The organism is Pseudomonas sp. B23(2017), assembly GCF_002113725.1.
Lineage (GTDB): Bacteria > Pseudomonadota > Gammaproteobacteria > Pseudomonadales > Pseudomonadaceae > Aquipseudomonas > Aquipseudomonas putida_Z.
The window spans coordinates 162494-185214 of the sequence record NZ_NEJM01000001.1 but is presented as its reverse complement, the minus strand read 5'-3'; the positions used below and the strand labels follow the sequence as shown (position 1 = coordinate 185214).

Sequence of the window (22721 nt, the reverse complement as noted above, 5' to 3'; positions counted from 1 at the left end):
GGCTAGAATCGGCATTCGTTACACCGAATGCAGCGCCATGACCGTATTACGATACTTGCAAGCCTACCCCCCGCACCTGCAGCAACAGGTGCGGGAGATGATCGAAAGCGACCGCCTGGGCGAGTACCTGCAGCGCCGCTACCCCGACCGCCATGACGTGCAGAACGACAAGGCGTTGTATGGCTATGCCCAGGATTTGCGCCAGCAATACCTGCGCAGCGCGCCGAACCTGGACAAGGTGCTGTTCGACAATCGTCTCGACCTGACCCATCGGGCCCTGGGCCTGAATACGGCGATATCGAGGGTGCAGGGCGGCAAGCTCAAGGCGAAGAAGGAAATCCGCATTGCCTCGCTGTTCAAGGAGGCCGCGCCGCAATTCTTGCGCATGATCGTGGTGCACGAACTGGCACACCTGCGCGAGCGCGACCACAACAAGGCGTTCTACCAGCTCTGCCAGCACATGGAGCCGGACTACCACCAACTGGAATTCGACCTGCGCGTCTACCTGACCTATCGGGAGCTGCCGGGCAACTGTTAAGGACCACGCAGCATGGAAGTGAGCAAGACCAAGAGCAGCTTCTACCGCCGCCTGTACGTGGCCTGGCTGATCGACAGCCAGACCGCGACCAGCGTGCCGGCCCTGATGGAGGCCACCGGCATGCCCCGGCGCACCGCCCAGGACACCATTGCGGCGCTGGCCGACCTGGATATCGTCTGCGAGTTCGAACAGCAGGAAGGCGCGCGCAACCACGCCGGGCATTACCGCATTCATGACTGGGGAGCGATCGACAAGCAGTGGATCATCCGGCACCTGCGGCAGGTTCGCGAAGTGCTGGGGTATCCCTGATCCACTGGGGGGCGGCTGCTACAGGTGATCGCATTTCCTTGTAGGAGCGGCCTTGTGTCGCGAAAGGGGTGCCAAGCACCCCCGGCGATCTCAACCCTTGCGCATCCCGATATGCGGAATGTCATCCTCAAGATATTCCTCGCCCACCACAGCGAACCCATGCCGGGCATAGAACGCCTGCAAATGCGCCTGCGCCGACAGGTAAACCGGTACCCCCGGCCAGCAGTGCTCCGCTGCCTCCAAGCCCTTGAGCAGCAAGGGGTGCCCCAGCTTCAGCTCGCGCGCCGCAGGTGCAGTCACCACCCGCCCGATCACCACATCCCCACCCTGGGATTGCGGGTCGAGCAGGCGCAGGTAGGCCACCAGCTTGTCATCCTGCCAGCCCATCAGGTGCAGGGTATCGCCGGTCAGGTCCTGGCCATCGACTTCTTGGTAGGCGCAGCGCTGCTCGACCACGAACACTTCAGTGCGTAATTGCAGAATGGCGTAGAGCTGATCCTTGCTGAGATCGGTGTGGTGCTTGCAGAGCCAGTCGATGGACATTGGCGCGAACTCCTTGAGTGGGCCGTCGATCATCGCATGATGTATGTGTCACGGCCAAAATAGAGGCTAAATGACACTATTGGCCGCTGCCCTCGGCGACGGCTTTGTGTAATCTCGTCGGCAATGTGTGCCCTCCATTGCGAAAGGACGTGAGCATGCGGCCACTGCTTTGTGTTCTAGGGTTGCTGGCAATGATGCTTGCAACACCCGCCCCGGGTTACGAAAAGCTACGCCTGGTGGCCGACAATTGGCCGCCTTTCACGGATGCCAGCATGCCGGGCGGTGGCCTGGCGACCAGCATCGTCACCACGGCGCTGGCCCGGGCCGGGTACACCAGTGGGGTCGAAGAGGCACCGTGGGCGCGGGCCCTGCTGGGGGTGAGCGAGGGGCGTTACGACGTGTTGATCAACGCCTGGTACAACGACTCGCGCGCCAGCATCGGGCAGTTTTCCAAAGCCTACCTGGTCAACCGCATTCGCCTGTTGCAACGCAAGGGCGAGGCGTTTCGCTACAAGCGCCAGTCAGACTTGTACCCCTACAGCATCGCTGTGGTGCGTGATTACGCCTATTCCCCCGAGTTCGACCGCGACACCCGCCTGCACAAGGTGGCGGTGCGCAACTTTCCCTCTGCGGTACGCATGCTGGCGGCGGGGCGGGTGGACCTGGCGGTGGAGGACGAGTACGTGGCCCGTTACAACTTGCAGCGCGAACTGCCGGAGGTACGCGATGGGGTGATGCTGGTGGAGCCGCCGTTGGGGGAGAACACCCTGCATATCCTGGTCAGCCTGAAAAACCCGGAGCATGCGCGGATCGTCGAGCGGTTCGAGCAGGCGATAGCGGCGATGAAGGCGGATGGCAGCTATGCGCGGCTCATGCGCCAGCATGGCTTCTGATCTATATCGCCTGTTCTGGCCTCTTCGCGGGTAAACCCGCTCCCACAGGTATTACACAGGTCTTGAAACTTGTGGGGTTCCTGTGGGAGCGGGTTCACCCGCGAAGAGGCCGGCACAGGCGATAGTACAACTCAGGCCGGTGCACCTTCCTTGATCAAATGCGCTGCCAGGGTCCGCAGCGGTCCCAACTGTCGGCAGATCAATGCCAACTGCGTCTGCACCAGCCGCTGGTGCTCGTCCAGCTCTTCCGGCATCTGCTCCAGGGCATTGGCCAGCGCTTCTTCGGCATCACTGTGAATCGCCACCGGCAGCCGCGCGGCCAGGCCGTTGGCAATCTCGTCCAGGCTGCTGGCCAGGCTTTGCCCGGCACCTTCGATCAACTGTTCCTGCACCTCCGCCGGCAAGGCCGTGTCGCGGTGCGCGCCCAGCCCCGAGAGGTAGCTGAGCAAGGTATGCGACAGCACCAGGAAGCGGAAGCCGACGTCGGCCTCCTTCCGGAAATGCCCCGGCTCCATCAGCATGTTGGCCAGGGTGGTGGACAGCGCCGCGTCGGCGTTGTGGGCGTTGCGCCGGGCCAGGCGGTAGGCCAGGTCATCGCGCTTGCCGTGGGCATACTGCTGCATGATCTGTCGCAGGTACACGCTGGCGCAGGCCAGGGTATTTGCCAGCGCCTTGTTCAGCCGCCGCCCCTGCCAGTCGGGGAGGAACAGGAACACCGCGAGGATGGCGATCAGGCTGCCGACCAGGGTATCGAACAGGCGCGGCAGGAACAGGCCATAGCCATCGCCGATCTGGTTGAAGCAGAACAGCACCATCAGGGTGATCGCGGCCGTGGCCAAGGTGTAGCGGGTGGTGCGGTTGACGAAGAACACCACCCCGGCGACCACGGCGAACAATGACTGGATGACCGGGTTGGGGAACAGGTCGAACAATGCCCAGCCCACCGTCAGGCCGACGGCGGTGCCGGCTATCCGCTGCACCAGCTTGCGCCGGGTCGCACCGTAGTTGGGCTGGCACACGAACAGCGTGGTGAGGATGATCCAGTAGCCCTGGGTGGGGTGGATCAGGTGCACCATGCCATAGCCGATCGACAGCGCCAGCGGCAGGCGCAGGGCATGGCGGAACAGCAGCGAAGTCGGAGTCAATTGGGTGCGCAGGCGGGTCCACACATCCTTCAGCGAGCGTGGCGAGCGGTCGAGCAGGCTGCTATCGCTGGTGTCGGCAAGGCTGTCCGGGTTGCTGGCGGCGCTGAGCAGGCGGTCGAGCGTCGCCAGGTTGGCCGCCAGCGCGCGCAGCGAGCGAAGCAGGCTACGCCAGGCCGGGTTGTTCTGCATGCGCAGGTGTTCCAGCGATGCGTTGAGGTCTTCGAGGGCTTCGGGATAACCGCTGGCCAGCACGAACGGCTGGCGCAGGCGGATCGAGCGGGCCAGTTCCTGGCAGGACGAGCCCTGCTTGCGCAGCAGGCGCTGGCAGCGGAACATCACGTCGCTATGGAAAAAAGCCTCGGTCAGGGCGTTGTAGGGATAGTGCGAGGCACTGACCCGTTCATGGATGTCCTGGGCCAGGAAGTACAGCTTGAGGTAGCGGCTGACCTTGGAGTTCGGCTGGCTGTTGCCCACCCGGTGCAGGATGATTTCCTTGGCCGCGTTGAGCGCCGCTACCACCTTGCCGTTCTGCTGGGCCAGCTCCAGGCGCCGGGCTTCGACGTCAAGGGTGCGGACGGGTTCGAACAGGCTGGCCTTGAGCTTGAGGTAGCTGCCCAGCTCGAAGAACAGCTTGGCCAGGCTCTGCTGCACCGGCTGATTGGAAAACAGCGCCTGCCACAGCACCGACAGCAGCCCGTACCAGGCCGCACCCGCCACCAGCAGCAGTGGTTCGTGCCAGAAGTCGGTGACCTGGCCGCCGCGCTGGTCCACGCCGATCATGGTGTACACCGCAGTGATCAGGGTCGCTGAAGCGATGGCGCCATAGCGCTCGCCCAGGGCACCGAGCATGGTCAGGCCGAAGGCCGCCAAGGCCAGGGCAATGACGAATGCCCACGGGTAGGGGAACAGCAGTTCGACCGCCAGTGCGGCGATGGCAAAACACACCAGGGTGACGGCCAGGGCGCTGAGGCGGCCCTGCCAGCTGTCATCGGTTTCGGCCAGGGCGCTGGCGATGATGCCGAGGAACAGCGGAATCAGCAGGGCCATTTCGTTCTGGTACCAGCACAGGGCCAGGCTGCCGGTGAGGGCGATGGTGACCCGGATGCTGTAGCTGAACTTGTCTTGACCCCACAGGCGACGCAGTGACTGACGGAACGAGCTCGATGACATGATGGCCTGCTAGGCAGTGATCAGAGAAATACCTTTCAGAGACGGTTACCGGGGCCGCTTCGCGCCCCTTCGCGGGCACGCCCGCTCCCACAGGGGATACGCGGAACTCTGTGGGAGCGGGCGTGCCCGCGAAGGGGCGCGAAGCGGCCCAAATTCCGACACTGAGCACGGGCCAGCAAGAAGCGTTCCGTGCTGCTGAATGGATTCTACTCTACACGAACTGCGCCGCGGCGTTGGCGGAGGCCCAGGCCCACTGGAAATTGAAACCGCCTAGGTGGCCGGTCACATCGAGCACTTCACCAATGAAATACAGCCCGGGGCTCTTCAGCGATTCCATGGTCTTGGACGACACCTCGCGGGTATCCACGCCGCCCAGGGTCACTTCGGCAGTGCGGTAGCCCTCGGTGCCGGCCGGCACCACTTGCCAGTTCGCCAGCTTTTCGGCGATCTGTGCCAGTTCCGCCGGGGTGTACTGCTTCATCGGCCTGGACTCGAACCACTGCTCGGCCAGCAGGTTGGCCAACTTGCGGGTAAACACCTCGCCCAGCACGGTCTTGAGCTCGGCGTTGGCGCGTTCGGCCTGCATCTGTTGCAGCCAGGTCAGTGCATCACGGTCGGGCAGCAGGTTGATCTCGACCGTGTCACCGGCTTCCCAGAACGACGAGATCTGCAAAATCGCCGGGCCGCTGAGGCCGCGGTGGGTAAACAGCAGGTTCTCGCGGAAGCTGGTGCCGTTGCAGCTGGCGGTGCAATCCAGCGAGGTGCCGGACAACTCGGTGCACAGTGCCTTCAGTTGGGGCTCGGTGATGGTGAACGGCACCAGCCCGGCGCGGGTTGGCAGCAGGGTATGGCCGAACTGGCGGGCCACCTGGTAGCCGAAGCCGGTGGCACCCAGGGTCGGGATCGACAGGCCGCCGGTGGCGATCACCAGCGACTGGCAGGCGAACTGGCCGCCGCTGGTCTGCAGCAGGTAGCCGCCTTCGGTCTTCTCGATCTGCTCGATGCTGGTGTGCATGCGGATCTCTGCGCCGGCCTCATCGCATTCGGCCAGCAGCATGTCGAGGATGTCACTGGCCTTGTTGTCGCAGAACAGCTGGCCGAGCTTCTTCTCGTGGTAGGCCACGCCGTGCTTGCACACCAGCTCGATGAAGTCCCACTGGGTGTAGCGGGCCAGGGCCGACTTGCAGAAGTGTGCGTTCTGCGAGAGGAAGTTGCCCGGCTCGGTATACATGTTGGTGAAGTTGCAGCGGCCGCCGCCGGACATGAGGATCTTCTTGCCCGGTTTGTTGGCGTGGTCGAGCACCAGTACCCGGCGGCCACGGCGGGCGCTGAGCTGGGCGCACATCAGGCCGGCGGCGCCGGCGCCGAGGATGATCACGTCGGTGGAGTGCACGGTGTAAACCTTATAAGAAAGAAACACAGAACCCTGTGGGAGCGGGTTCACCCGCGAAGGCGGCAGTGAGCCCACTATCGCATTCGCGGGTAAACCCGCTCCCACAGGGACCTTGCATGGCTTTAGATAATGCGGACTTTCAGGGAGCGCCCCTTGATCTTGCCGCTGTTCAGACGCTGCATGGCCTGCTTGGCCAGCGGTCGCTCCACGGCCACGAACGCCTGGAAATCGAAGATCGCAATCTTGCCCACCTGCTTGCCGGGGATGCCGGCATCACCGGTCAGCGCCCCGAGGATGTCACCCGGGCGCAGCTTGTCCTTGCGCCCGGCGGCGATGCACAGGGTGCTCATCAGCGGCAGCAGCGGCTCGCCGCCCTTGTGCTTCAGGCTGTCCAGCTGGTCCCAGCGCAGCGGGCTCTTCTGCAGGTCTTCGATGGCCTGGGCGCGGTGGCCTTCGGCCGGTGCCACCAGGCTGACCGCAATACCTTTCTCGCCGGCACGGCCGGTGCGGCCCACACGGTGCACATGGATTTCCGCATCACGTGCCAGTTCGACGTTGATGACCATGTCCAGGCCATCGATGTCCAGGCCGCGCGCGGCCACATCGGTAGCCACCAGCACCGAGCTGCTGCGGTTGGCGAACATGGTCAGCACCTGGTCGCGGTCGCGCTGCTCCAGATCGCCATGCAGGGCCTGGGCAACGATGCCCTTGGCGGTCAGGTGGGCGACCACATCCTCGCACTGCTGCTTGGTGAAGCAGAACGCCACGCAGGACTGCGGGCGGTAGTGGCCGAGCACGCGGGTGACGGCCTCGAGGCGCTGTTGCGGGTCGATTTCGATGAAGCGCTGCTCGATCTGGTTGTCGGCGTGCAGGCTCTCGACCTTGACCTGTTGCGGGTTGCGCATGAAGTCGGCTGCCAGTTGCTTGATGCCGGCCGGGTAGGTGGCCGAGAACAGCAGGGTCTGGCGGCGCGACGGGGTCTTGCCGATGATGCTGGCGATGGCATCGAAGAAGCCCATGTCGAGCATGCGGTCGGCTTCGTCCAGCACCAGGGTGTTCAGCCCGTCGAGCACCAGGGTGCCCTTGTCCAGGTGCTGCTGGATGCGCCCTGGGGTGCCGACGATGATGTGTGCGCCATGCTCCAGCGAAGCGATCTGCGGGCCCAGCGAAACGCCGCCGCACAGGGTCAGGATCTTGATGTTGTCCTCGGCGCGGGCCAGGCGGCGCAGCTCCTTGGCCACCTGGTCGGCGAGCTCGCGGGTGGGGCACAGCACCAGCGCCTGGCAACCGAAGTAGCGCGGGTTGATCGGGTTGAGCAGGCCGATGCCGAAGGCGGCGGTCTTGCCGCTGCCGGTCTTGGCCTGGGCGATCAGGTCCTGCCCCTTGAGGATGACCGGCAGGCTCTGGGCCTGGATTGGTGTCATCGAGGCATAGCCGAGGGCGTCCAGGTTGGCCAGCATGGCAGTGGACAGCGGCAAGGTGGCAAAGGCGGTGGATTCGGTGGTCACGAGGCGGGCCTGCGTTGCGAAGCGAAAAATGCCGCACAGTCTACCAGCCTCGTGGCCATTCGCCCTACGACTCCATGTGTTGTTCCGGACGACGGGCACGCCTTCCGTCCGTCGGCGACAGTTGCAGGAAGATCGCCGCCGCCAGCATGGCCATCACGCCGATGGTGACGAAGGTCAGCTGGAATGCGCCCAAGGTGGTTTCCACGCCGTCGGCGCTGCCGGCTGCGGTAAAGCCGCCGAGCAATGCACCGGCACATGCCACGCCCAGGCTCAGGGCCAGCTGCGCGACCACCGACAGCAGGCTGTTGCCGCTGCTGGCGCTGGCATCGTCGAGGTCGATCAGGGTTACCGTGTTCATCGCGGTGAACTGCATCGAGTTGACCGCGCCGAGCAGGCCCAGCTGAATCAGCAGCACGGCATAGGGTGTCTGCTCGTCGACCAGCCCGAGGCTGGCCAGCAGCAGGCCCAGCAGCAGGGTGTTGCCGGTGAGGATGATGCGGTAGCCAAAGCGCTCGATCAGTGGTCGGGCAATGGACTTGGCCAGCATCGCCGCAGCCGCCAGCGGGATCATGCTCATGCCGGCCTGGGCCGGCGAGTAGCCCAGCGCCACTTGCAGCAGCAACGGCACCAGGAACGGCAGGGCGCCGCTGCCCAGGCGGGCGAACAGGTTGCCGAGGATACCAATGGCAAAGGTGCGCACGCGGAACAGGCTGGGCGAGAACAGCGGCTCCGGGTCGCGCCCGGCGCGCAGCCAGTAGGCCGCCAGGCAGGCCATGCCTGCGAACAGCAGCAACATTACCCGCAGGTGCGGCAGGTGCAGTTCGCCCAGCCCTTCCATGGCGATGGTGATCAATACCATCGCTGCGCCAAACAGCAGGAACCCTGGGCCGTCGAACGTGGTGCGCTCGGCGCCGCGCAGGTCGGGGATGAACTTCCACACGGCGTAGCAGCCGATCAGGCCGACCGGCAGGTTGAGCAGGAAGATCCAGTGCCAGCTCAGTATTTCCACCAACCAGCCGCCAACCGTAGGGCCCAGTAGCGGCCCGAGCAGGCCGGGGATGGTGATGAAGCTCATGATGCGTACCAGCTCGGTGCGCGGGTAGGCGCGCAGGACCACCAGCCGACCGACCGGCAGCATCAGCGCACCGCCCAGCCCTTGCACGACACGGGCAAAGATCAGGAAACCGAGGCTGTTGGCGGCGGCGCACAGCAGCGAGCCGAAGCTGAACAGCAGGATGGCGCTGAAGAAGATACGCTTGGTGCCGAATCGGTCGGCGATCCAGCCTGAGGCGGGGATCAGCAGGGCTACTGTGAGCATGTAGGCGATGATCACGCCCTGCATGCGCAGCGGGTCTTCGGCCAGCGAGCGGGCCATGGCTGGCAGTGCGGTGTTGAGGATGGTGCCGTCCAGGGACTGCATGAAGAAGGCGATGGCCACCACCCAAGGGATCCAGCGGGCGGTGACAGGGTCCAGCGGGGTGCGTTCGGGCATGACTTCCTCGTTTGTCAGTGCCGGCCTTTTCGCGGGTGAACCCGCTCCCACAGGGATATCACCACATTCAAGGGCAGTGGAGATCCTGTGGGAGCGGCTTTAGCCGCGAAAGGGCCGGTAAGTCCAGTCACAATGTCAGGGTCAGGCCTTTGACCAGTGCACCTGGCAAATGACTCGATCCGGTACTGCGCTGTCCATAGGTACTGGTCGACAGAATCATCTCGCGCTCCTGCGTCAGGTCCTCCAGTTGGCTACCCAGCAAGCTGTACAGGCTGTCATCGAAGCGCATGGTGCTCACCGGGCCCTGGATCTGCCCGTTCTCCACCCAGAAGGTGGCGAAGCGGGTCAGCCCGGTCATGCGTGCCGCCGGCAAGTCGGAATAGTTCAGGTACCACAGGTTGCTGATGTACAGCCCGGTACCGAGCCGCTCCAGGATCTGCTCGCTCGGCAGGCTACCTGCTGCCAGGCTCAGCGCACACGGCGACTCGTAACTATCGGCGCCATTGGCCAGCAGCTCGAACTCGGCCGCACTGCGCGCACTGATCAATCGCTGCCGGGCCTCGCCTTGCTGGATCAACGGCACATCCAGGCGCGGCGAGCCTTCATCGGAAAACGCCGGGCTCAGCGAACCGCTGACCTGCTCGGTGAAGCTCACCAGCGGGCTCAGCCGCGCATCGCCGTTGTACAGGCGCTGCAGGGCGCTGTTGCCAGTGGCCAGGGCCTGTGCGGAAAAACCGCCCCAGCACAGCATGCCGGCTATTTCGTCCATGGCCGCCGGGGCCAGGTAGGCACGGTAGCTGCCAGGTTTCAGCGTGACGGCAGGGCGGCCAAGGAAACCCAGCTGTTCCCGCGCCTGGCGCAGGCGTGCGGTGAAGTCGTCGGCACTCCACACTTGCCCGGCGTAATTGGCCTTCACCGCCTCGCCGTTTTCGTGGAACAGGCTCCAGTCGAAGTTGAAGCTGTTGGCCTGGTGCCAGCCGAAGGCCCCGAACGAGCTGGCGAAGCCCCGGCAGATGGGGCCGGCGGCGTAGATGCCGACAAGGTCCAGGTCGCCGGCTTCGCGCTCGAGCAAGGTCAGCACATCGCTCAGTTCGGGCAGCGGCTGCTCCTGCTGGCTGTGGCTTTGCCAGGCGCTTTCGTCCAGGCGCAGGTACGGATCGACCGCCAGCAGTGGCAAGGTCTGGCGCAGTTGCTCCAGGGCCGTGAACAGGCGCTGGCTATCCAGTTGCGTGTCACCACTCAAGGTCACCTGTTGCTCTGCCTGGCGGCCATCGCGGATCAGCCGCAGTTGCGCGCCGGCCTGGTTCACGGTGCCGGCCTGGCGAACCTTGGCATGGTTGAAACGCACGAATTGCGACTGTTCGGCGCTGTAGCCGAGGGTGAACTGTTCGCCCGTCTGCAGGGCTTTGCGTACATCCCCGACCAGGGTTTCGAAAGCGTGTTTCATCAGGCGTCTCCTCCGAATACGTCGATCTGGCGGAACACGCAGGCCGGCGAGGCGTGGCCGACCCGCACCACCTGGTTGGGTTCGCCCTTGCCGCAGTTGGGCGTGCCCAGCACCTGGAAGGTACTGCTGTCGCCGACCGCCGCCAGGTTGCGCCAGAACTGCGCGGAGATGCCGCGGTAGTTGGGGTTCTTGACGATGCCCTTGAGCTCGCCGTTTTCGATCAACTGCCCCCATTCACAGCCGAACTGGAACTTGTTGCGCGCATCGTCGATGGACCAGGAACGGTTGGTGCGCATCAGGATGCCATGCTCGATGCCCTTCACCAGCTGATCCAGGCTCTGGCCTCCCGGCTCGATGTTGAGGTTGGCCATGCGGTCGATCGGCGCACGGTTCCAGCCGCAGGCGCGGCTGTTGGCCACGCCGTCGAGGCCGGAGCGGAACTGCGACAGCGCACCACCCAGCGGGCGCAGCAGCAGGCCATCGCGGATCAGGAACTGCTTGCTGGCCGGGGTGCCGTCATCATCGAAGCTGTAGCTGGCCAGCTCTTCGCCGATGGTCGGGTCGAAGGTCACGTTGAGCAGCGCGGAGCCGTACTGCAGGTGGCCGAAGTCACCGGCCTTGACGAAGCTGGTGCCGGCGTAGTTGCGCTCGTCGCCGAGAATGCGGTCCATCTCCAGCGGGTGGCCGATGGATTCGTGTATCTGCAGCATCATCTGGTCCGGCATCAACAGCAGGTCGCGCGGGCCGCTGGGGGTGTTCGGTGCCAGCAACAGTTGCAGCGCCTCGTCGGCCACCCGGCGGGCAGCGCCGACCAGGCCACAGCGCTCGATGATCTCGAAGCCGCCCTGCTGGCCGAAGTTGTCGCGACCCAGGCTGCGGCTCTGGCTGTCCTGGCCATCGCTGGCGGTCACGCCCAGGCCCGGGAACAGGAAGCGCTGGGCGTGGCGCAGCTCGGCGCCGGCCGAGTTCAGGTAGGTCTGCTCGACCAGGCTCAGGCCCAGGCTGGCCTGCCAGTCCACCAGGCGGCTGTCCTTGGGCACGCTGGCCGATTCGGCAGCGAGCAAGCCAAGGCAGTCGGCGAGGTTGGGCACGGGTTGGTCGAAGTTGGGCGAAATGTGGTCGTGGCGTGCGCTGGTCACCGGTTGCTCGCGCAGGTCCAGCAGGTTGTATTGGGCGATCTGCCGGGCCAGCGCTTCGGCGTGCTCCAGGGCGCGCTGCAGGCCGGCCTGGGACAGGTCGGCGGTGGCGGCATAGGCTTCCACGCCATTCACCCGCACGGTGAGCATGGCGCCCTCGTCCTGGCTGAAGAAGGGTGGTTCCGCGACGTTGCGGCGAACCGACAGCGCCTGGTGCGACTGTTTCACATGGCGCAGGGAAAACAACTCGGCCGTACTGCGCAGCGCGGCAAAGCGCTGGCGCAGCAGGGCGCTGGTATCGAACATGTGGAAGCCTCCGTGTACACGGTGGCTCCCCCTTAGAACCACTCGTCCCGCATGGTGAGGCAAGTGTCGTCGCGTGCCTCGAGCAATGCCAGCTCATTATGGCAGCCAGGTACTTCCCAGGTCAGGAAATAACGTGCGGCCTGCAGCTTGCCAAGGTAGAAGTCGCGGTCGGCGGGGTTGCCCTTGAGCAGGCCGAGTTCGGCATGAATCGCCTGTTCCAGCCAGCGCCAGCCGATCACGCAGTGGCCGAAGGCCTTGAGGTACAGGGCCGAGTTGGCCAGTGCTCCGGCGACTTTGCCCTGGGCCAGGTCACCCAGCAAGGCCAGGGTCACACCTTGCAGGCGGTTGACCAGTTGCTCCAGCGGCTGGCGCAGCGGGTCGAAGTTCGGATGGTGGCTGGCGCGCTCGCCGGTGGCGGCGATCGACCGGATCAACTGCTTGAGGCCGGCGCCATTGTTCTGCGCCAGCTTGCGGCCCAGCAGGTCGAGCGACTGGATGCCCTCGGTGCCTTCATGGATCGGGTTCAGGCGGTTGTCGCGGTAATACTGTTCAACCGGGTATTCGCGGGTGTAGCCGTGGCCGCCGAGGATCTGGATCGCCAGTTCATTGGCCTTGAGGCAGAACGTCGAGGGCCAGGATTTGACGATCGGGGTCAGCAGGTCGAGCAGCTCCTGCGCCTGCTTGCGGGCGCTGTCGTCGCTGGCAGTCTGGGTGTCGTCGAACAGGCGCGCGGCATACAGGCCCAGGTCGAAGGCACCCTCCACGTAGGCCTTCTGTGCCAGCAGCATGCGTTTCACATCGCTGTGCTCGATGATCGGCACCGCGGGGCTGTGCGGGTCTTTGTTGTCCGGCAACCGACCCTGCGGGCGCTGGCGGGCGTACTCCAGCGAATACAGGTAGCCGGCGTAGCCGAGCATCACTGCGCCCATGCCGACACCGATGCGTGCCTCGTTCATCATCTGGAACATGCAGGCCAGGCCCTGGTGCGGCTGGCCGACCAGGTAGCCGACGCACTGGCCGTTGTCGCCGAAATTCAGCGCGGTGGAGGTGGTACCGCGCCAGCCCATCTTGTGGAACAGCCCGGCCAGCAGCACATCGTTACGCGGGCCACGGCTGCCATCTTCGCTGACCAGGTACTTGGGCACGATGAACAGCGAGATGCCCTTCACGCCGGGCGGAGCATCCGGCAGCTTGGCCAGCACCATGTGCACGATGTTTTCCGACAACTCGTGATCACCGCCGGAGATGAAAATCTTGTTGCCCTTGAGCCGGTAGCTGCCGTCACCGGCAGGTTCGGCGCGGGTGCGGATATCGGCCAGTGACGAGCCAGCGTGGGGTTCGGTCAGGGCCATGGTGCCGAAGTAGCGGCCTTCGATCATCGGCTGCAGGAACAGGCGTTTCTGTTCATCGCTGCCGAAGCTCTCGATCAGGTTGGCCGCGCCCATGGTCAGGAACGGGTAGGCCGTGGTGCCGGCGTTGGCCGCCTGGAAGTGGGCGAAGCAGGCCTGCGAGACCAGGCTCGGCAGCTGCATGCCGCCGGCTTCGAAGTCGCGGTTGGCGTTGAGGAAGCCGGCTTCGAGAAAGGCGTCGACGGCGGGTTTCACTTCGGGGATCAGTTCGGCGCGGCCATCCACGTAGCGCGGCTCGTTTTCGTCGGCCTTGCGGTTGTGCGGGGCGAAGAACTTTTCGGCGATGGTGCGGGAAGTTGATAGCGCTGCATCGAAGGTTTCGCGGCTGTGCTCGGCGAAGCGCGGGCGCTGGGTCAGGGCCTCGGCGTCGAGGACTTCGTAGAGTTCGAAGGCGAGGTTGCGGGGGCTGAGCAGGGTCTCGGGCATGGTCGCGGTCCAGAGGCGGGATGCTGCGAGTGTAGGAGGGTGGTGGGGTGGGGGACAGGTTAATAGGTTTGGGTGATATGGGTTGAGAACACAGGGATGTCTGGTGGTTGGTCGCACAGCTCACGCGGGGGCAGTTGTTGTTTTGCCTGTTCGGGCCCTTTCGCGGGTAAACCCGCTCCCACAAGTACTGCGCAGCCCCAGCCATCAACGCTGCACCTGTAGGAGCGGGTTTACCCGCGAAAGGGCCGGAACAGGCGCAGGAAAAATGTAGAGACGTTTCCTACAAGTCATAGCGGAACTGGACTACTGCGGATCGAATGCCATTTGGCCTTGAATGCGTGCTTTGGTGTTCGCAATGAGGCTTTTCTGATGAGTGATGTCCACAAGAACGACTTGAATGATTTCGAGGGCAAGCAATTTCCCTTCTTCGTAGTCTCGCCCCTGAAGTTTGGCGTAATGACCTTCTTCACCCTTGGTTTTTACTGGCTGTATTGCTTTTATCAGAGCTGGAAGCTGCATGGAGTGAGGACAGGAGAAAAGGTCAGCCCATTCTGGCGAAGCGCTTTTGCAGTGTTCTTCATCTACCCGTTATTGAGAAGGGTGAATGATCATATTCGCGGGTCAGGCAGAACCTACCCTTGGTCCATTCTGCGGCTCACGCTGGGCTACTACGGTATGTGTGCTGCCTGGGTGGCTGCCAGTGTGATTCTGGATGATCAGTTGTGGGCGGCGTATTTTGCGGGTGTAGTGATTCAAGCAGCTTGGTTGGTCATTCTGGTGCCCATGCAGAAAGGCGCCAATTTCAGCGCGGGGGATGAGGCAGGGGTGGCCAACAGCCGTTTCACGCTGGCCAATTGGTTGTGGATGCTGCTGGCTGCCGTAATTACAGCAACACAGCTGTTTGCTTTGGTCACACTTTCGTCCATGGTTTGAGCAGCGTCGCAGCAGAATTTGCCGGGGCCGCTTTGCGGCCCTTTCGCGGCGCAAGGCCGCTCCTACAAAGCTCGGTATTCCGGCGCGGTTCGAAGAGGGAGCATATTGAAGAACTCGAACTTGAGCTGGCATGCGATCGCTTTCCTGTTTTGGGGAGGCATGGACGCGTTCTACATCTGCCTTTATGTCTTCCGCAGTACGGAGCGAGGTGCCATACCTTTCTGGACGGATTTCAAGGACGCATTGAGCAACATGCAGATCTGGGGAGGAGGGCTAGAGCTAATCGTCTGGCTAGGCCTGGTTCTGCAGCTTTCGTTGATAGCGACCTGCGCGTTGTTTCTTATGCGTTGCCGGTTGGCTGTCTACTTGGCGATGGTGCAGATCCCCTTTCGCATCTTTTTTATCGTTCCTTCGATATCCATACTCCTGTTGTTGCCGATGCTGGCTTCCGGTATCAGTAACTCGGTGTGGATTGGGCTGATGCTGACTTCGGAGGCTGGGAAAGGCTGGTGCCTATTGTGGCTCTGGCGAAAGCGCGGGTAACGGTGTGCGCCGGGTTTTCTGGATTTTCCTACCGGTCTGTCAACCCATGGACAGCTGCCACCCTCTTGTTTGACAGCAGGTGGTGATAGTTCCTGATCCACCCCTGAACGCAGATTCACTCGAAGATCCTAATCTAAGTCGCGAACTTCGCACTGAGGCTTAATGATGTGTCGCCTGAGCCGGCCCTTTCGCGGGCATGCCCGCTCCCACAGGTACGGTGCAAGTCATGAAGCTTGTGGTGATCCTGTGGGAGCGGGCGCGCCCGCGAATAGGCCCGGCCAGGCACTCGAGAATTATCAGGGGATTGAACAATGACAACAGAAGACACCCAATCCGCATCGAGCCTGGCATCCCGTGCAGGGACGCCCTTGAGCAGTCTTCGGAGTTGATGGGTTATGTGCGCGAACTGACTATCACCGGGTTGATGGATGAGAAGCCGATGATGATCTGGGCTGCCCATTACCTGAGTGCGATGGCCAAGGCACTGATGGATGATGCTGAGTTGGGGATGAAGCAGTGAGGGTTTGGCTTCAGGTTGAATGAACACCTGTCAGCCCAACCCCAGCCCCCAAAAAAAAAGGAGAGCCGAAGCTCTCCTTTTTTCGTTAACAACCCTCAGCGTTAGCCAATGGTCATCAGGCTGGCATTACCACCGGCAGCAGCAGTGTTCACACTCACTGCCCGCTCGATCACCAGACGCTCCAACGCAATCTGGTGGTCGCCGCTGGACAGCCCGTGCACACCCACGATCGCCCCGGCACGCTTGGCCACCTGCTGGCACACGCCACGCAGTTGATCCGAGTCGCCATGGTGGATCACGGCGTCGAACGCCACTTCATCCTTGTTCCAGTCCGCCACCAGCTTGACCTTGGCCTGCAGCTCTCGCGGCAGGCGGGCACGCAGGGCTTTGCCCGGCTCGCCGTCCGCCCATACCGCCGAGCTGCCAACGGCCAGCACTGCGGCGAACTGCGCCAGCAGGTCGGCTTCGTTGTCGGCCAGGCACAGCACGTGTTCACGCGGCAGGATGGTGTAGCTGTTGCGCTCGCCGGTCGGGCCTGGCAACAGGCGGGCGATGCCGCTCTGCGACTGGCTGGCGAACTGGCTGCACAGCGCGGCCAGGTCGGCCAGCTGGTTGCTCTCGGCCCAGGCCTTCAGGCCATGCAGTGGCTTGATCAGCTGTTCGTGCAGGGCACGGTCAGGCTTGCCTTCGCCGTCCTGCTGCTGGAAGTGGCGGCCAATCGCGTCGGCCGGGCGGGTCGACAACAGGCGGTACAGGTACAGCGGGCCGCCGGCTTTCGGGCCGGTGCCGGACAGGCCTTCACCACCGAACGGCTGCACACCCACCACTGCACCAACAATGTTGCGGTTGACGTACATGTTGCCGGCGTTGGCGGTTTCCACCACTTTGGCGATGGTCTCGTCGATGCGGGTGTGCACGCCGAGGGTCAGGCCGTAGCCGGAGTTGTTGATCTGCTCGATCAGCTGGTCCAGGTTGCGACGGTTGTAGCGCACCACGTGCAGCACCGGGCCGAAGATTTCACGCTTGAGCTCGTCGAAGCTTTCCAGCTCGATCAGGGTCGGCATGACGAAGGTGCCGCGCTTGAGCTCGGCAGCATCGGCAATGGCCACCTGGTAGACCGAGCGACCTTTCTCGCGCATGCCCTGGATGTGCTTCTCGATGCCGGCCTTGGCTTCGGCGTCGATCACCGGGCCAATGTCCACGGCAAGGCGGTCCGGGCAGCCCAGGCGGCTTTCGGCCATGGCGCCCTTGAGCATTTCGATCACGCGGTCGGCGGAGTCTTCCTGCAGGCACAGCACGCGCAGTGCCGAGCAACGCTGGCCGGCGCTGTCGAAGGCCGAGGACACCACATCGATCACTACCTGCTCGGTCAATGCCGAGGAGTCGACGATCATCGCGTTCTGGCCGCCGGTTTCGGCGATCAGCGGGATCGGGCGGCCCTGGTTGTCCAGGCGGCCGGCGACGTTGCGCTGCAGCAGGCGGGCCACTTCGGTGGAACCGGTGAACATCACGCCCTTGACGCGCTCGTCACCCACCAGGCCGGCACCGACGGTTTCACCGCGGCCTGGCAGCAGTTGCAGCACGCCTTCAGGGATGCCGGCTTCCAGCAGCAGGCGCACCGCCTGGGCAGCGATCAGTGGGGTTTGCTCGGCCGGCTTGGCCAGTACCGGGTTGCCGGCGGCGAGCGCTGCGGCCACCTGGCCGGTGAAGATCGCCAGCGGGAAGTTCCACGGGCTGATGCACACCACCGGGCCCAGAGGGCGGTGGGCGTCGTTGCTGAAGTCGTTGCGTGCCTGCACCGCGTAGTAGCGCAGGAAGTCCACGGCTTCACGCACTTCGGCGATGGCGTTGGCGAAGGTCTTGCCCGCTTCGCGGATGAGCAGACCCATCAGCGGCTGGATTTCGGCCTCCATCAGGTCGGCGGTGCGCTCCAGAATGGCAGCACGCTCGGCTGGTGGGGTGGCCTGCCAGATCGGTGCTGCATTCAGTGCGCACTGGATGGCGTTGTCGACGTCGGCGACAGTGGCTTCCTGAACATGGCCGACCACGTCGCGGTGGTCCGCCGGGTTCAGCACCGGTGCGGCTGCGCTTTCGCTGGCAGCGCAGGCCAGCAGTGGCGTGGCTTTCCAGTCGTTGTGAGCGGTGGCCAGCATGGCGCAGGACAGCGACGCCAGGCGGTGTTCGTTGGCCATGTCGATGCCGGCCGAGTTGGCCCGCTCGCTGCCATACAGTTCACGCGGCAGCGGGATGCGTGGGTGCGGCAGGCCGATGCTGCCTTCCTGAGTGCCCATGCGCTCGATGCTGGCGACCGGGTCGGCGACCAGTTCCTGGATGGAGATCGAGTGGTCGGCGATGCGGTTGACGAACGAGGTGTTGGCGCCGTTTTCCAGCAGGCGACGTACCAGGTAGGCCAGCAGCGTTTCGTGGGTGCCGACCGGTGCATAGACGCGGCACGGACGGTTCAGCTTGCCTTCGGAAATCTTGCCGACCACCTGCTCGTACAGTGGCTCGCCCATGCCGTGCAGGCACTGGAACTCGTACTGGCCCGGGTAATAGTTCTGACCGGCAATGTGGTAGATGGCCGACAGGGTGTGGGCGTTGTGGGTGGCGAACTGCGGGTAGATGGCTTCTGGCACGGCCAGCAGCTTGCGGGCGCAGGCGACGTAGGACACGTCGGTGTACACCTTGCGGGTGTAGACCGGGTAGCCTTCCAGGCCTTCGACCTGGGCACGCTTGATTTCGCTGTCCCAGTAGGCGCCTTTCACCAGGCGGATCATCAGGCGGTGGCGGCTGCGCTTGGCCAGGTCGATGACATAGTCGATCACATACGGGCAGCGCTTCTGGTAGGCCTGGATAACGAAGCCGATACCGTTCCAGCCGGCCAGCGAAGGCTCGAAGCACAGGCGCTCGAGCAGGTCGAGCGACAGCTCCAGGCGGTCGGCTTCTTCGGCGTCGATGTTCAGGCCGATGTCGTACTGCTTGGCCAGCAGGGTCAGGGACAGCAGGCGCGGGTACAGCTCTTCCATCACGCGCTCGTACTGGGCGCGGCTGTAGCGCGGGTGCAGCGCCGACAGCTTGATCGAGATGCCCGGGCCTTCATAGATGCCACGGCCATGAGAGGCCTTGCCGATCGAGTGGATGGCCTGCTCGTAGGACGCCAGGTACTTCTGTGCGTCGTGCTCGGTCAGTGCGGCTTCGCCGAGCATGTCGTAGGAATAGCGGAAGCCCTTGGACTCGAAGCGGCTGGCATTGGCCAGGGCTTCGGCGATGGTTTCGCCGGTGACGAACTGCTCGCCCATCAGGCGCATGGCCATATCGACGCCCTTGCGGATCATCGGCTCCCCGCTCTTGCCGATGATGCGGGTGAGCGAGGAGGTGAGGCCGGATTCGTTGTGGGTGGATACCAGCTTGCCGGTCAGCAGGAGGCCCCAGGTGGCGGCGTTGACGAACAGCGACGGGCTGTTGCCCAGGTGCGGCTGCCAGTTCCCGGTGCTGATCTTGTCGCGGATCAGCGCGTCACGGGTGCCTTTGTCGGGGATGCGCAGCAGGGCTTCGGCCAGGCACATCAGTGCCACGCCTTCCTGGGACGACAGCGAGAATTCCTGCAGCAGGCCCTGAACGATGCCGGCACGACCGCCAGCGCTCTTCTGGTTACGCAGTTTTTCGGCGATGCCGGCGGCCATCTTGTTGGTCGCTTCGGCCAGCGGGGCGCTCAGGCGCGCCTGCTCCAGCAGCATCGGTACCACTTCCTGCTCGGGACGGCGGTAGGCGGCGGTGATCGCCGAGCGCAGCACCGACTGCGGCAGGATGCTCTCGGCGAACTCGAGGAAGCACTGGTGGCTGTGGTCGGGTTGGACCTCACCGGCGTCGTCGGCCAGGTTGCTGGCATGGCCGTTGAGTTCGGTCAGGGTGGCACCACCCTCGAGCTTCTCCAGGTAGTTGAAGATCGCTTGCTTGATCAACCAGTGCGGGGTGCGGTCAATCGACTGCGCAGCTGCCTTGAGTCGCTCACGGGTCGGGTCATCGAGTTTGACCCCAAGGGTGGTCGTCGCCATTTCTTATCCTCGTTATTGCCACGGTTGTGGCCTAAGCTGGCGCCAAGAGTAGCTGTAGGACAATTCGGGTGCAACCAGGTGCAACCCTAATTTTTCATGGAAAAGGTGCAACTCGTCCGACCGTCATTTCCATGCCCGGAAAAGGGTCGTTTTCGGTGCGTTTTATTCTGAAAAGCGGGGGTGTTGCTCCCAAAAGGAGCAAAAAATCAGATTTGTCTGAAAATGCACGAGAAGGTGCAACTTGCAAATGAAAAATGGTTGCACCCGCTTTGCGTTGTTGCATAGGATTCGCCGCCTGGGTGCAACCGCCATGGCTGCGGTTGTGCATGACATAAAAACAAACGCCAGGGCACACGCATGGGCAATCCACTAACGATCACTTTCGTGGTCTATATCGCGGCAATGGTGCTGATCGGCTTCGCCGCCTATCGCTCCACCAATAACCTTTCCGACTACATCCTCGGCGGTCGCAGCCTGGGTAGCGTGGTCACCGCGCTTTCCGCCGGCGCTTCCGACATGAGCGGCTGGCTGCTGATGGGCCTGCCGGGCGCCATCTACTTCTCAGGCTTGTCCGAAGCCTGGATTGCCATCGGCCTGACCGTCGGCGCCTACCTGAACTGGTTGTTCGTCGCTGGTCGTCTGCGCGTGCAGACCGAGCACAACGGCGATGCACTGACCCTGCCGGACTACTTCTCCAGCCGCTTCGAAGACAACAGCGGCGTGCTGCGGATCATCTCGGCCATCGTGATCCTGGTGTTCTTCACCATCTATTGCGCCTCCGGCATCGTTGCCGGTGCCCGTCTGTTCGAGAGCACCTTCGGCATGCCGTACGAAACCGCCCTGTGGGCCGGTGCCGCCGCGACCATCGCCTACACCTTCGTCGGTGGTTTCCTGGCGGTGAGCTGGACCGATACCGTGCAGGCTTCGCTGATGATCTTTGCGCTGATCCTCACCCCGGTGATCGTGCTGATCTCCACCGGCGGCTTCGATACCACCTTCGCTGCCATCGATGCGGTCAACCCGGCCAACTTCGACATGCTCAAGGGCGCCACCTTCATCGGCATCATCTCGCTGATGGGCTGGGGTCTGGGCTACTTCGGCCAGCCGCACATCCTGGCGCGTTTCATGGCCGCCGACTCGGTGAAGTCGATCGCCAACGCCCGCCGTATCTCCATGACCTGGATGATCCTGTGCCTGGCCGGTACCTGCGCCGTGGGCTTCTTCGGCATCGCCTACTTCTCGGCGCACCCTGATCTGGCGGGCCCGGTCACCGAGAACCACGAGCGCGTGTTCATCGAGCTGGCCAAGATCCTGTTCAACCCATGGATCGCCGGTGTACTGCTGTCGGCCATCCTGGCGGCGGTGATGAGTACCCTGAGCTGCCAGCTGCTGGTGTGCTCCAGCGCCCTGACCGAAGACTTCTACAAGTCCTTCCTGCGCAAGAACGCTTCGCAGGTCGAGTTGGTGTGGGTCGGCCGCCTGATGGTGCTGGCCGTCGCCCTGATCGCCATCGCCATGGCCTCCAACCCGGAAAACCGCGTGCTGGGCCTGGTGGCTTACGCCTGGGCCGGCTTCGGTGCTGCCTTTGGTCCGGTGGTGCTGATTTCGGTACTGTGGAAAGGCATGACCCGTAACGGCGCACTGGCCGGTATCGTGGTGGGTGCACTGACCGTGATCCTGTGGAAGAACTTCGACACCCTCGGGCTGTACGAAATCATCCCGGGCTTCCTGTTCGCCAGCATCGCCATCTTCGTGGTGAGCAAGCTGGGCAGCCCGTCGCAGGCAATGGTCAAGCGCTTCGAGACTGCTGATGCGGCGTATCACGCTGACAAGTAATACCCGTTGAGTCGGCGGCGCCTGCTTCGCGGGTGAACCCGCTCCCACAGGGATTGCACAGAACTCAAATTCTGTGAGGTGCCTGCGGGAGCGGGTTTACCCGCGAAGATGCCGTCGCCGATCAGCAGCCAGGCCTGACTCCGCCTGCAAGGCAAGGTAAACTTGCCACCCCCGCAGGAGTTGCCATGAACTATCGTCACGCCTTCCACGCCGGCAACCACGCCGACGTCCTCAAACATATCGTGCTGACCCGCCTCATCGCCCTGATGTCGCGCAAGGAGCAGCCGTTCGCCTATATCGATACCCATGCAGGGCTTGGCCTTTACGACCTGCAGGGCGACCAGGCAACCCGCACCGGCGAGTACCTGGAAGGTGTCGCTCGCATGTGGAATCGCGATGACCTGTCGGCCATGGCCGACGACTATCTGCGTATCATCAAGCGCCTGAATGCCGATGGCGAGCTGCGCTACTACCCTGGTTCGCCCGAGCTGGCCCGCCGCCTGATGCGCCAGCAGGACCGCGCCCTGCTCAACGAGAAGCATCCCGAGGACGGGCCGCTGCTCAAAGAGAACATGAAGAAAGACCCACGCGTGGTCGTGCACCTGGGCGAAGGCTGGCATGTGCCGCGGGCCTTGCTGCCCGTGCAGGAAAAGCGCGCGATCATGCTGATCGACCCGCCGTTCGAGCAGGCTGACGAGCTCAAACGCTGTACTACCGCCATGAAAGAGGCGATCAGTCGCATGCGCCAGACCGTCGTGGCCATCTGGTACCCGATCAAGGACCAGCGTTCGCTGACCCGCTTCTACCAAGACCTGACCAGCACCGGCGCACCGAAACTGTTGCGGGTCGAGTTGTATGTGCATCACCAGGACAGCCCGCAGGGGCTCAATGGCTCCGGTCTGGCCATCGCCAACCCGCCGTGGGGGCTGGAAGAAGAACTCAAGGAGCTGCTGCCATGGCTGGCCAAGGAGCTGGCGCAAACCGCCGGCAGCTTCCGCATGGACTGGCTGATCGCTGAATAATATTGCTTGCCTGTACCGGCCCCATCGCCGGCAAGCCAGCTCCCACAGGTACAGCGCGGGCCTCAAGGTCGGCGGTGTCCCTGTGGGAGCTGGCTTG

The 22721-nt window shown here is 63.7% G+C and carries 18 protein-coding genes; 8 read left to right on the top strand and 10 right to left on the bottom strand.

The window, feature by feature from the left end; genetic code table 11:
* The first annotated feature begins 37 nt into the window (after nucleotides 1-37).
* Complete coding sequence (locus tag CAG46_RS00815) at nucleotides 38-538, top strand: M48 family metallopeptidase (protein ID WP_085614697.1); 501 nt, start codon at nucleotides 38-40, stop codon at nucleotides 536-538.
* A 12-nt stretch (nucleotides 539-550) separates the two neighbouring features.
* Nucleotides 551-847, top strand: a complete 297-nt coding sequence (locus CAG46_RS00810; RefSeq protein WP_075046570.1) for a helix-turn-helix domain-containing protein — start codon at nucleotides 551-553, stop codon at nucleotides 845-847.
* A 90-nt stretch (nucleotides 848-937) separates the two neighbouring features.
* Here the strand turns inward: CAG46_RS00810 and CAG46_RS00805 are convergent, their stop codons facing one another.
* The gene (locus tag CAG46_RS00805; protein WP_085614699.1) at nucleotides 938-1390 is read right to left on the bottom strand and encodes a GNAT family N-acetyltransferase; all 453 of its coding nucleotides are present in this window, start codon (nucleotides 1388-1390) and stop codon (nucleotides 938-940) included.
* Between the two features lie 155 nt (nucleotides 1391-1545).
* Between CAG46_RS00805 and CAG46_RS00800 the strand changes: the two genes are divergently transcribed.
* A complete protein-coding gene (locus CAG46_RS00800; RefSeq protein WP_085614701.1) occupies nucleotides 1546-2283 on the top strand; it encodes an ABC transporter substrate-binding protein in 738 nt (245 codons plus the stop codon).
* A gap of 131 nt (nucleotides 2284-2414) precedes the next feature.
* On the opposite strand, the gene yccS is transcribed toward CAG46_RS00800, so the two are convergent.
* The 7 genes from yccS to CAG46_RS00765 form a co-directional block, all read right to left on the bottom strand.
* Entirely contained in the window at nucleotides 2415-4598 is a 2184-nt protein-coding gene (yccS, locus tag CAG46_RS00795) for a YccS family putative transporter (protein ID WP_085614703.1), read from the bottom strand.
* Nucleotides 4599-4809: 211 nt separating this feature from the next.
* A complete protein-coding gene (locus tag CAG46_RS00790) occupies nucleotides 4810-5991 on the bottom strand; it encodes an NAD(P)/FAD-dependent oxidoreductase (protein WP_039612469.1) in 1182 nt (393 codons plus the stop codon).
* Between the two features lie 122 nt (nucleotides 5992-6113).
* On the bottom strand, nucleotides 6114-7451 hold the full coding sequence (gene dbpA, locus CAG46_RS00785; RefSeq protein WP_233687397.1) for an ATP-dependent RNA helicase DbpA: 1338 nt from the start codon (nucleotides 7449-7451) through the stop codon (nucleotides 6114-6116).
* Between the two features lie 112 nt (nucleotides 7452-7563).
* Nucleotides 7564-8991 carry a multidrug transporter subunit MdtD gene (gene mdtD, locus CAG46_RS00780; RefSeq protein WP_085587851.1) on the bottom strand — a complete coding sequence of 476 codons (1428 nt, stop codon included), beginning with the start codon at nucleotides 8989-8991 and terminating at the stop codon, nucleotides 7564-7566.
* A 127-nt stretch (nucleotides 8992-9118) separates the two neighbouring features.
* Entirely contained in the window at nucleotides 9119-10438 is a 1320-nt protein-coding gene (locus CAG46_RS00775) for a TldD/PmbA family protein (RefSeq protein WP_085614706.1), read from the bottom strand.
* Nucleotides 10438-11880 carry a TldD/PmbA family protein gene (locus CAG46_RS00770; protein ID WP_085614708.1) on the bottom strand — a complete coding sequence of 481 codons (1443 nt, stop codon included), beginning with the start codon at nucleotides 11878-11880 and terminating at the stop codon, nucleotides 10438-10440. Before CAG46_RS00770 ends, CAG46_RS00775 begins: the two co-directional genes overlap by 1 nt.
* 32 nt (nucleotides 11881-11912) lie before the next feature.
* On the bottom strand, nucleotides 11913-13715 hold the full coding sequence (locus CAG46_RS00765) for an acyl-CoA dehydrogenase (RefSeq protein ID WP_085614710.1): 1803 nt from the start codon (nucleotides 13713-13715) through the stop codon (nucleotides 11913-11915).
* A gap of 369 nt (nucleotides 13716-14084) precedes the next feature.
* Here CAG46_RS00765 and CAG46_RS00760 point away from each other — a divergent pair, with 369 nt between their 5' ends.
* The 3 genes from CAG46_RS00760 (at nucleotide 14085) to CAG46_RS00750 (ending at nucleotide 15711) form a co-directional block, all read left to right on the top strand.
* A complete protein-coding gene (locus CAG46_RS00760; RefSeq protein ID WP_085614712.1) occupies nucleotides 14085-14648 on the top strand; it encodes a hypothetical protein in 564 nt (187 codons plus the stop codon).
* A 105-nt stretch (nucleotides 14649-14753) separates the two neighbouring features.
* The gene (locus tag CAG46_RS00755) at nucleotides 14754-15191 is read left to right on the top strand and encodes a hypothetical protein (RefSeq protein ID WP_085614714.1); all 438 of its coding nucleotides are present in this window, start codon (nucleotides 14754-14756) and stop codon (nucleotides 15189-15191) included.
* Between the two features lie 268 nt (nucleotides 15192-15459).
* Nucleotides 15460-15711: a DUF3077 domain-containing protein gene (locus tag CAG46_RS00750; protein ID WP_085614827.1), complete on the top strand. Its 252-nt coding sequence runs from the start codon at nucleotides 15460-15462 to the stop codon at nucleotides 15709-15711.
* A gap of 101 nt (nucleotides 15712-15812) precedes the next feature.
* Here CAG46_RS00750 and putA read toward each other — a convergent pair whose 3' ends face one another.
* Entirely contained in the window at nucleotides 15813-19766 is a 3954-nt protein-coding gene (putA, locus tag CAG46_RS00745) for a trifunctional transcriptional regulator/proline dehydrogenase/L-glutamate gamma-semialdehyde dehydrogenase (RefSeq protein ID WP_025340865.1), read from the bottom strand.
* Between the two features lie 94 nt (nucleotides 19767-19860).
* Nucleotides 19861-20049: a hypothetical protein gene (locus CAG46_RS27545; RefSeq protein ID WP_143493363.1), complete on the bottom strand. Its 189-nt coding sequence runs from the start codon at nucleotides 20047-20049 to the stop codon at nucleotides 19861-19863.
* 74 nt (nucleotides 20050-20123) lie between these two features.
* On the opposite strand from CAG46_RS27545, the gene putP reads away from it, so the two are divergent.
* Complete coding sequence (gene putP, locus CAG46_RS00740; protein WP_015272040.1) at nucleotides 20124-21602, top strand: sodium/proline symporter PutP; 1479 nt, start codon at nucleotides 20124-20126, stop codon at nucleotides 21600-21602.
* 185 nt (nucleotides 21603-21787) lie between these two features.
* A complete protein-coding gene (locus tag CAG46_RS00735) occupies nucleotides 21788-22624 on the top strand; it encodes a 23S rRNA (adenine(2030)-N(6))-methyltransferase RlmJ (protein ID WP_085614716.1) in 837 nt (278 codons plus the stop codon).
* Nucleotides 22625-22721: the final 97 nt, after the last annotated feature.

What these genes read in the sequence shown, in the direction of transcription:
- CAG46_RS00815 (WP_085614697.1), top strand. Translation starts at nt 38, where the DNA reads ATGACCGTATTACGATACTTGCAAGCCTACCCCCCGCACCTGCAGCAA.
- CAG46_RS00810 (WP_075046570.1), top strand. Translation starts at nt 551, where the DNA reads ATGGAAGTGAGCAAGACCAAGAGCAGCTTCTACCGCCGCCTGTACGTG.
- CAG46_RS00805 (WP_085614699.1), bottom strand. Translation starts at nt 1,390, where the DNA reads ATGTCCATCGACTGGCTCTGCAAGCACCACACCGATCTCAGCAAGGAT.
- CAG46_RS00800 (WP_085614701.1), top strand. Translation starts at nt 1,546, where the DNA reads ATGCGGCCACTGCTTTGTGTTCTAGGGTTGCTGGCAATGATGCTTGCA.
- yccS (WP_085614703.1), bottom strand. Translation starts at nt 4,598, where the DNA reads ATGTCATCGAGCTCGTTCCGTCAGTCACTGCGTCGCCTGTGGGGTCAA.
- dbpA (WP_233687397.1), bottom strand. Translation starts at nt 7,451, where the DNA reads ATGCTGGCCAACCTGGACGCCCTCGGCTATGCCTCGATGACACCAATC.
- mdtD (WP_085587851.1), bottom strand. Translation starts at nt 8,991, where the DNA reads ATGCCCGAACGCACCCCGCTGGACCCTGTCACCGCCCGCTGGATCCCT.
- CAG46_RS00775 (WP_085614706.1), bottom strand. Translation starts at nt 10,438, where the DNA reads ATGAAACACGCTTTCGAAACCCTGGTCGGGGATGTACGCAAAGCCCTG.
- CAG46_RS00770 (WP_085614708.1), bottom strand. Translation starts at nt 11,880, where the DNA reads ATGTTCGATACCAGCGCCCTGCTGCGCCAGCGCTTTGCCGCGCTGCGC.
- CAG46_RS00765 (WP_085614710.1), bottom strand. Translation starts at nt 13,715, where the DNA reads ATGCCCGAGACCCTGCTCAGCCCCCGCAACCTCGCCTTCGAACTCTAC.
- CAG46_RS00760 (WP_085614712.1), top strand. Translation starts at nt 14,085, where the DNA reads ATGAGTGATGTCCACAAGAACGACTTGAATGATTTCGAGGGCAAGCAA.
- putA (WP_025340865.1), bottom strand. Translation starts at nt 19,766, where the DNA reads ATGGCGACGACCACCCTTGGGGTCAAACTCGATGACCCGACCCGTGAG.
- CAG46_RS27545 (WP_143493363.1), bottom strand. Translation starts at nt 20,049, where the DNA reads ATGCAACAACGCAAAGCGGGTGCAACCATTTTTCATTTGCAAGTTGCA.
- putP (WP_015272040.1), top strand. Translation starts at nt 20,124, where the DNA reads ATGGGCAATCCACTAACGATCACTTTCGTGGTCTATATCGCGGCAATG.
- CAG46_RS00735 (WP_085614716.1), top strand. Translation starts at nt 21,788, where the DNA reads ATGAACTATCGTCACGCCTTCCACGCCGGCAACCACGCCGACGTCCTC.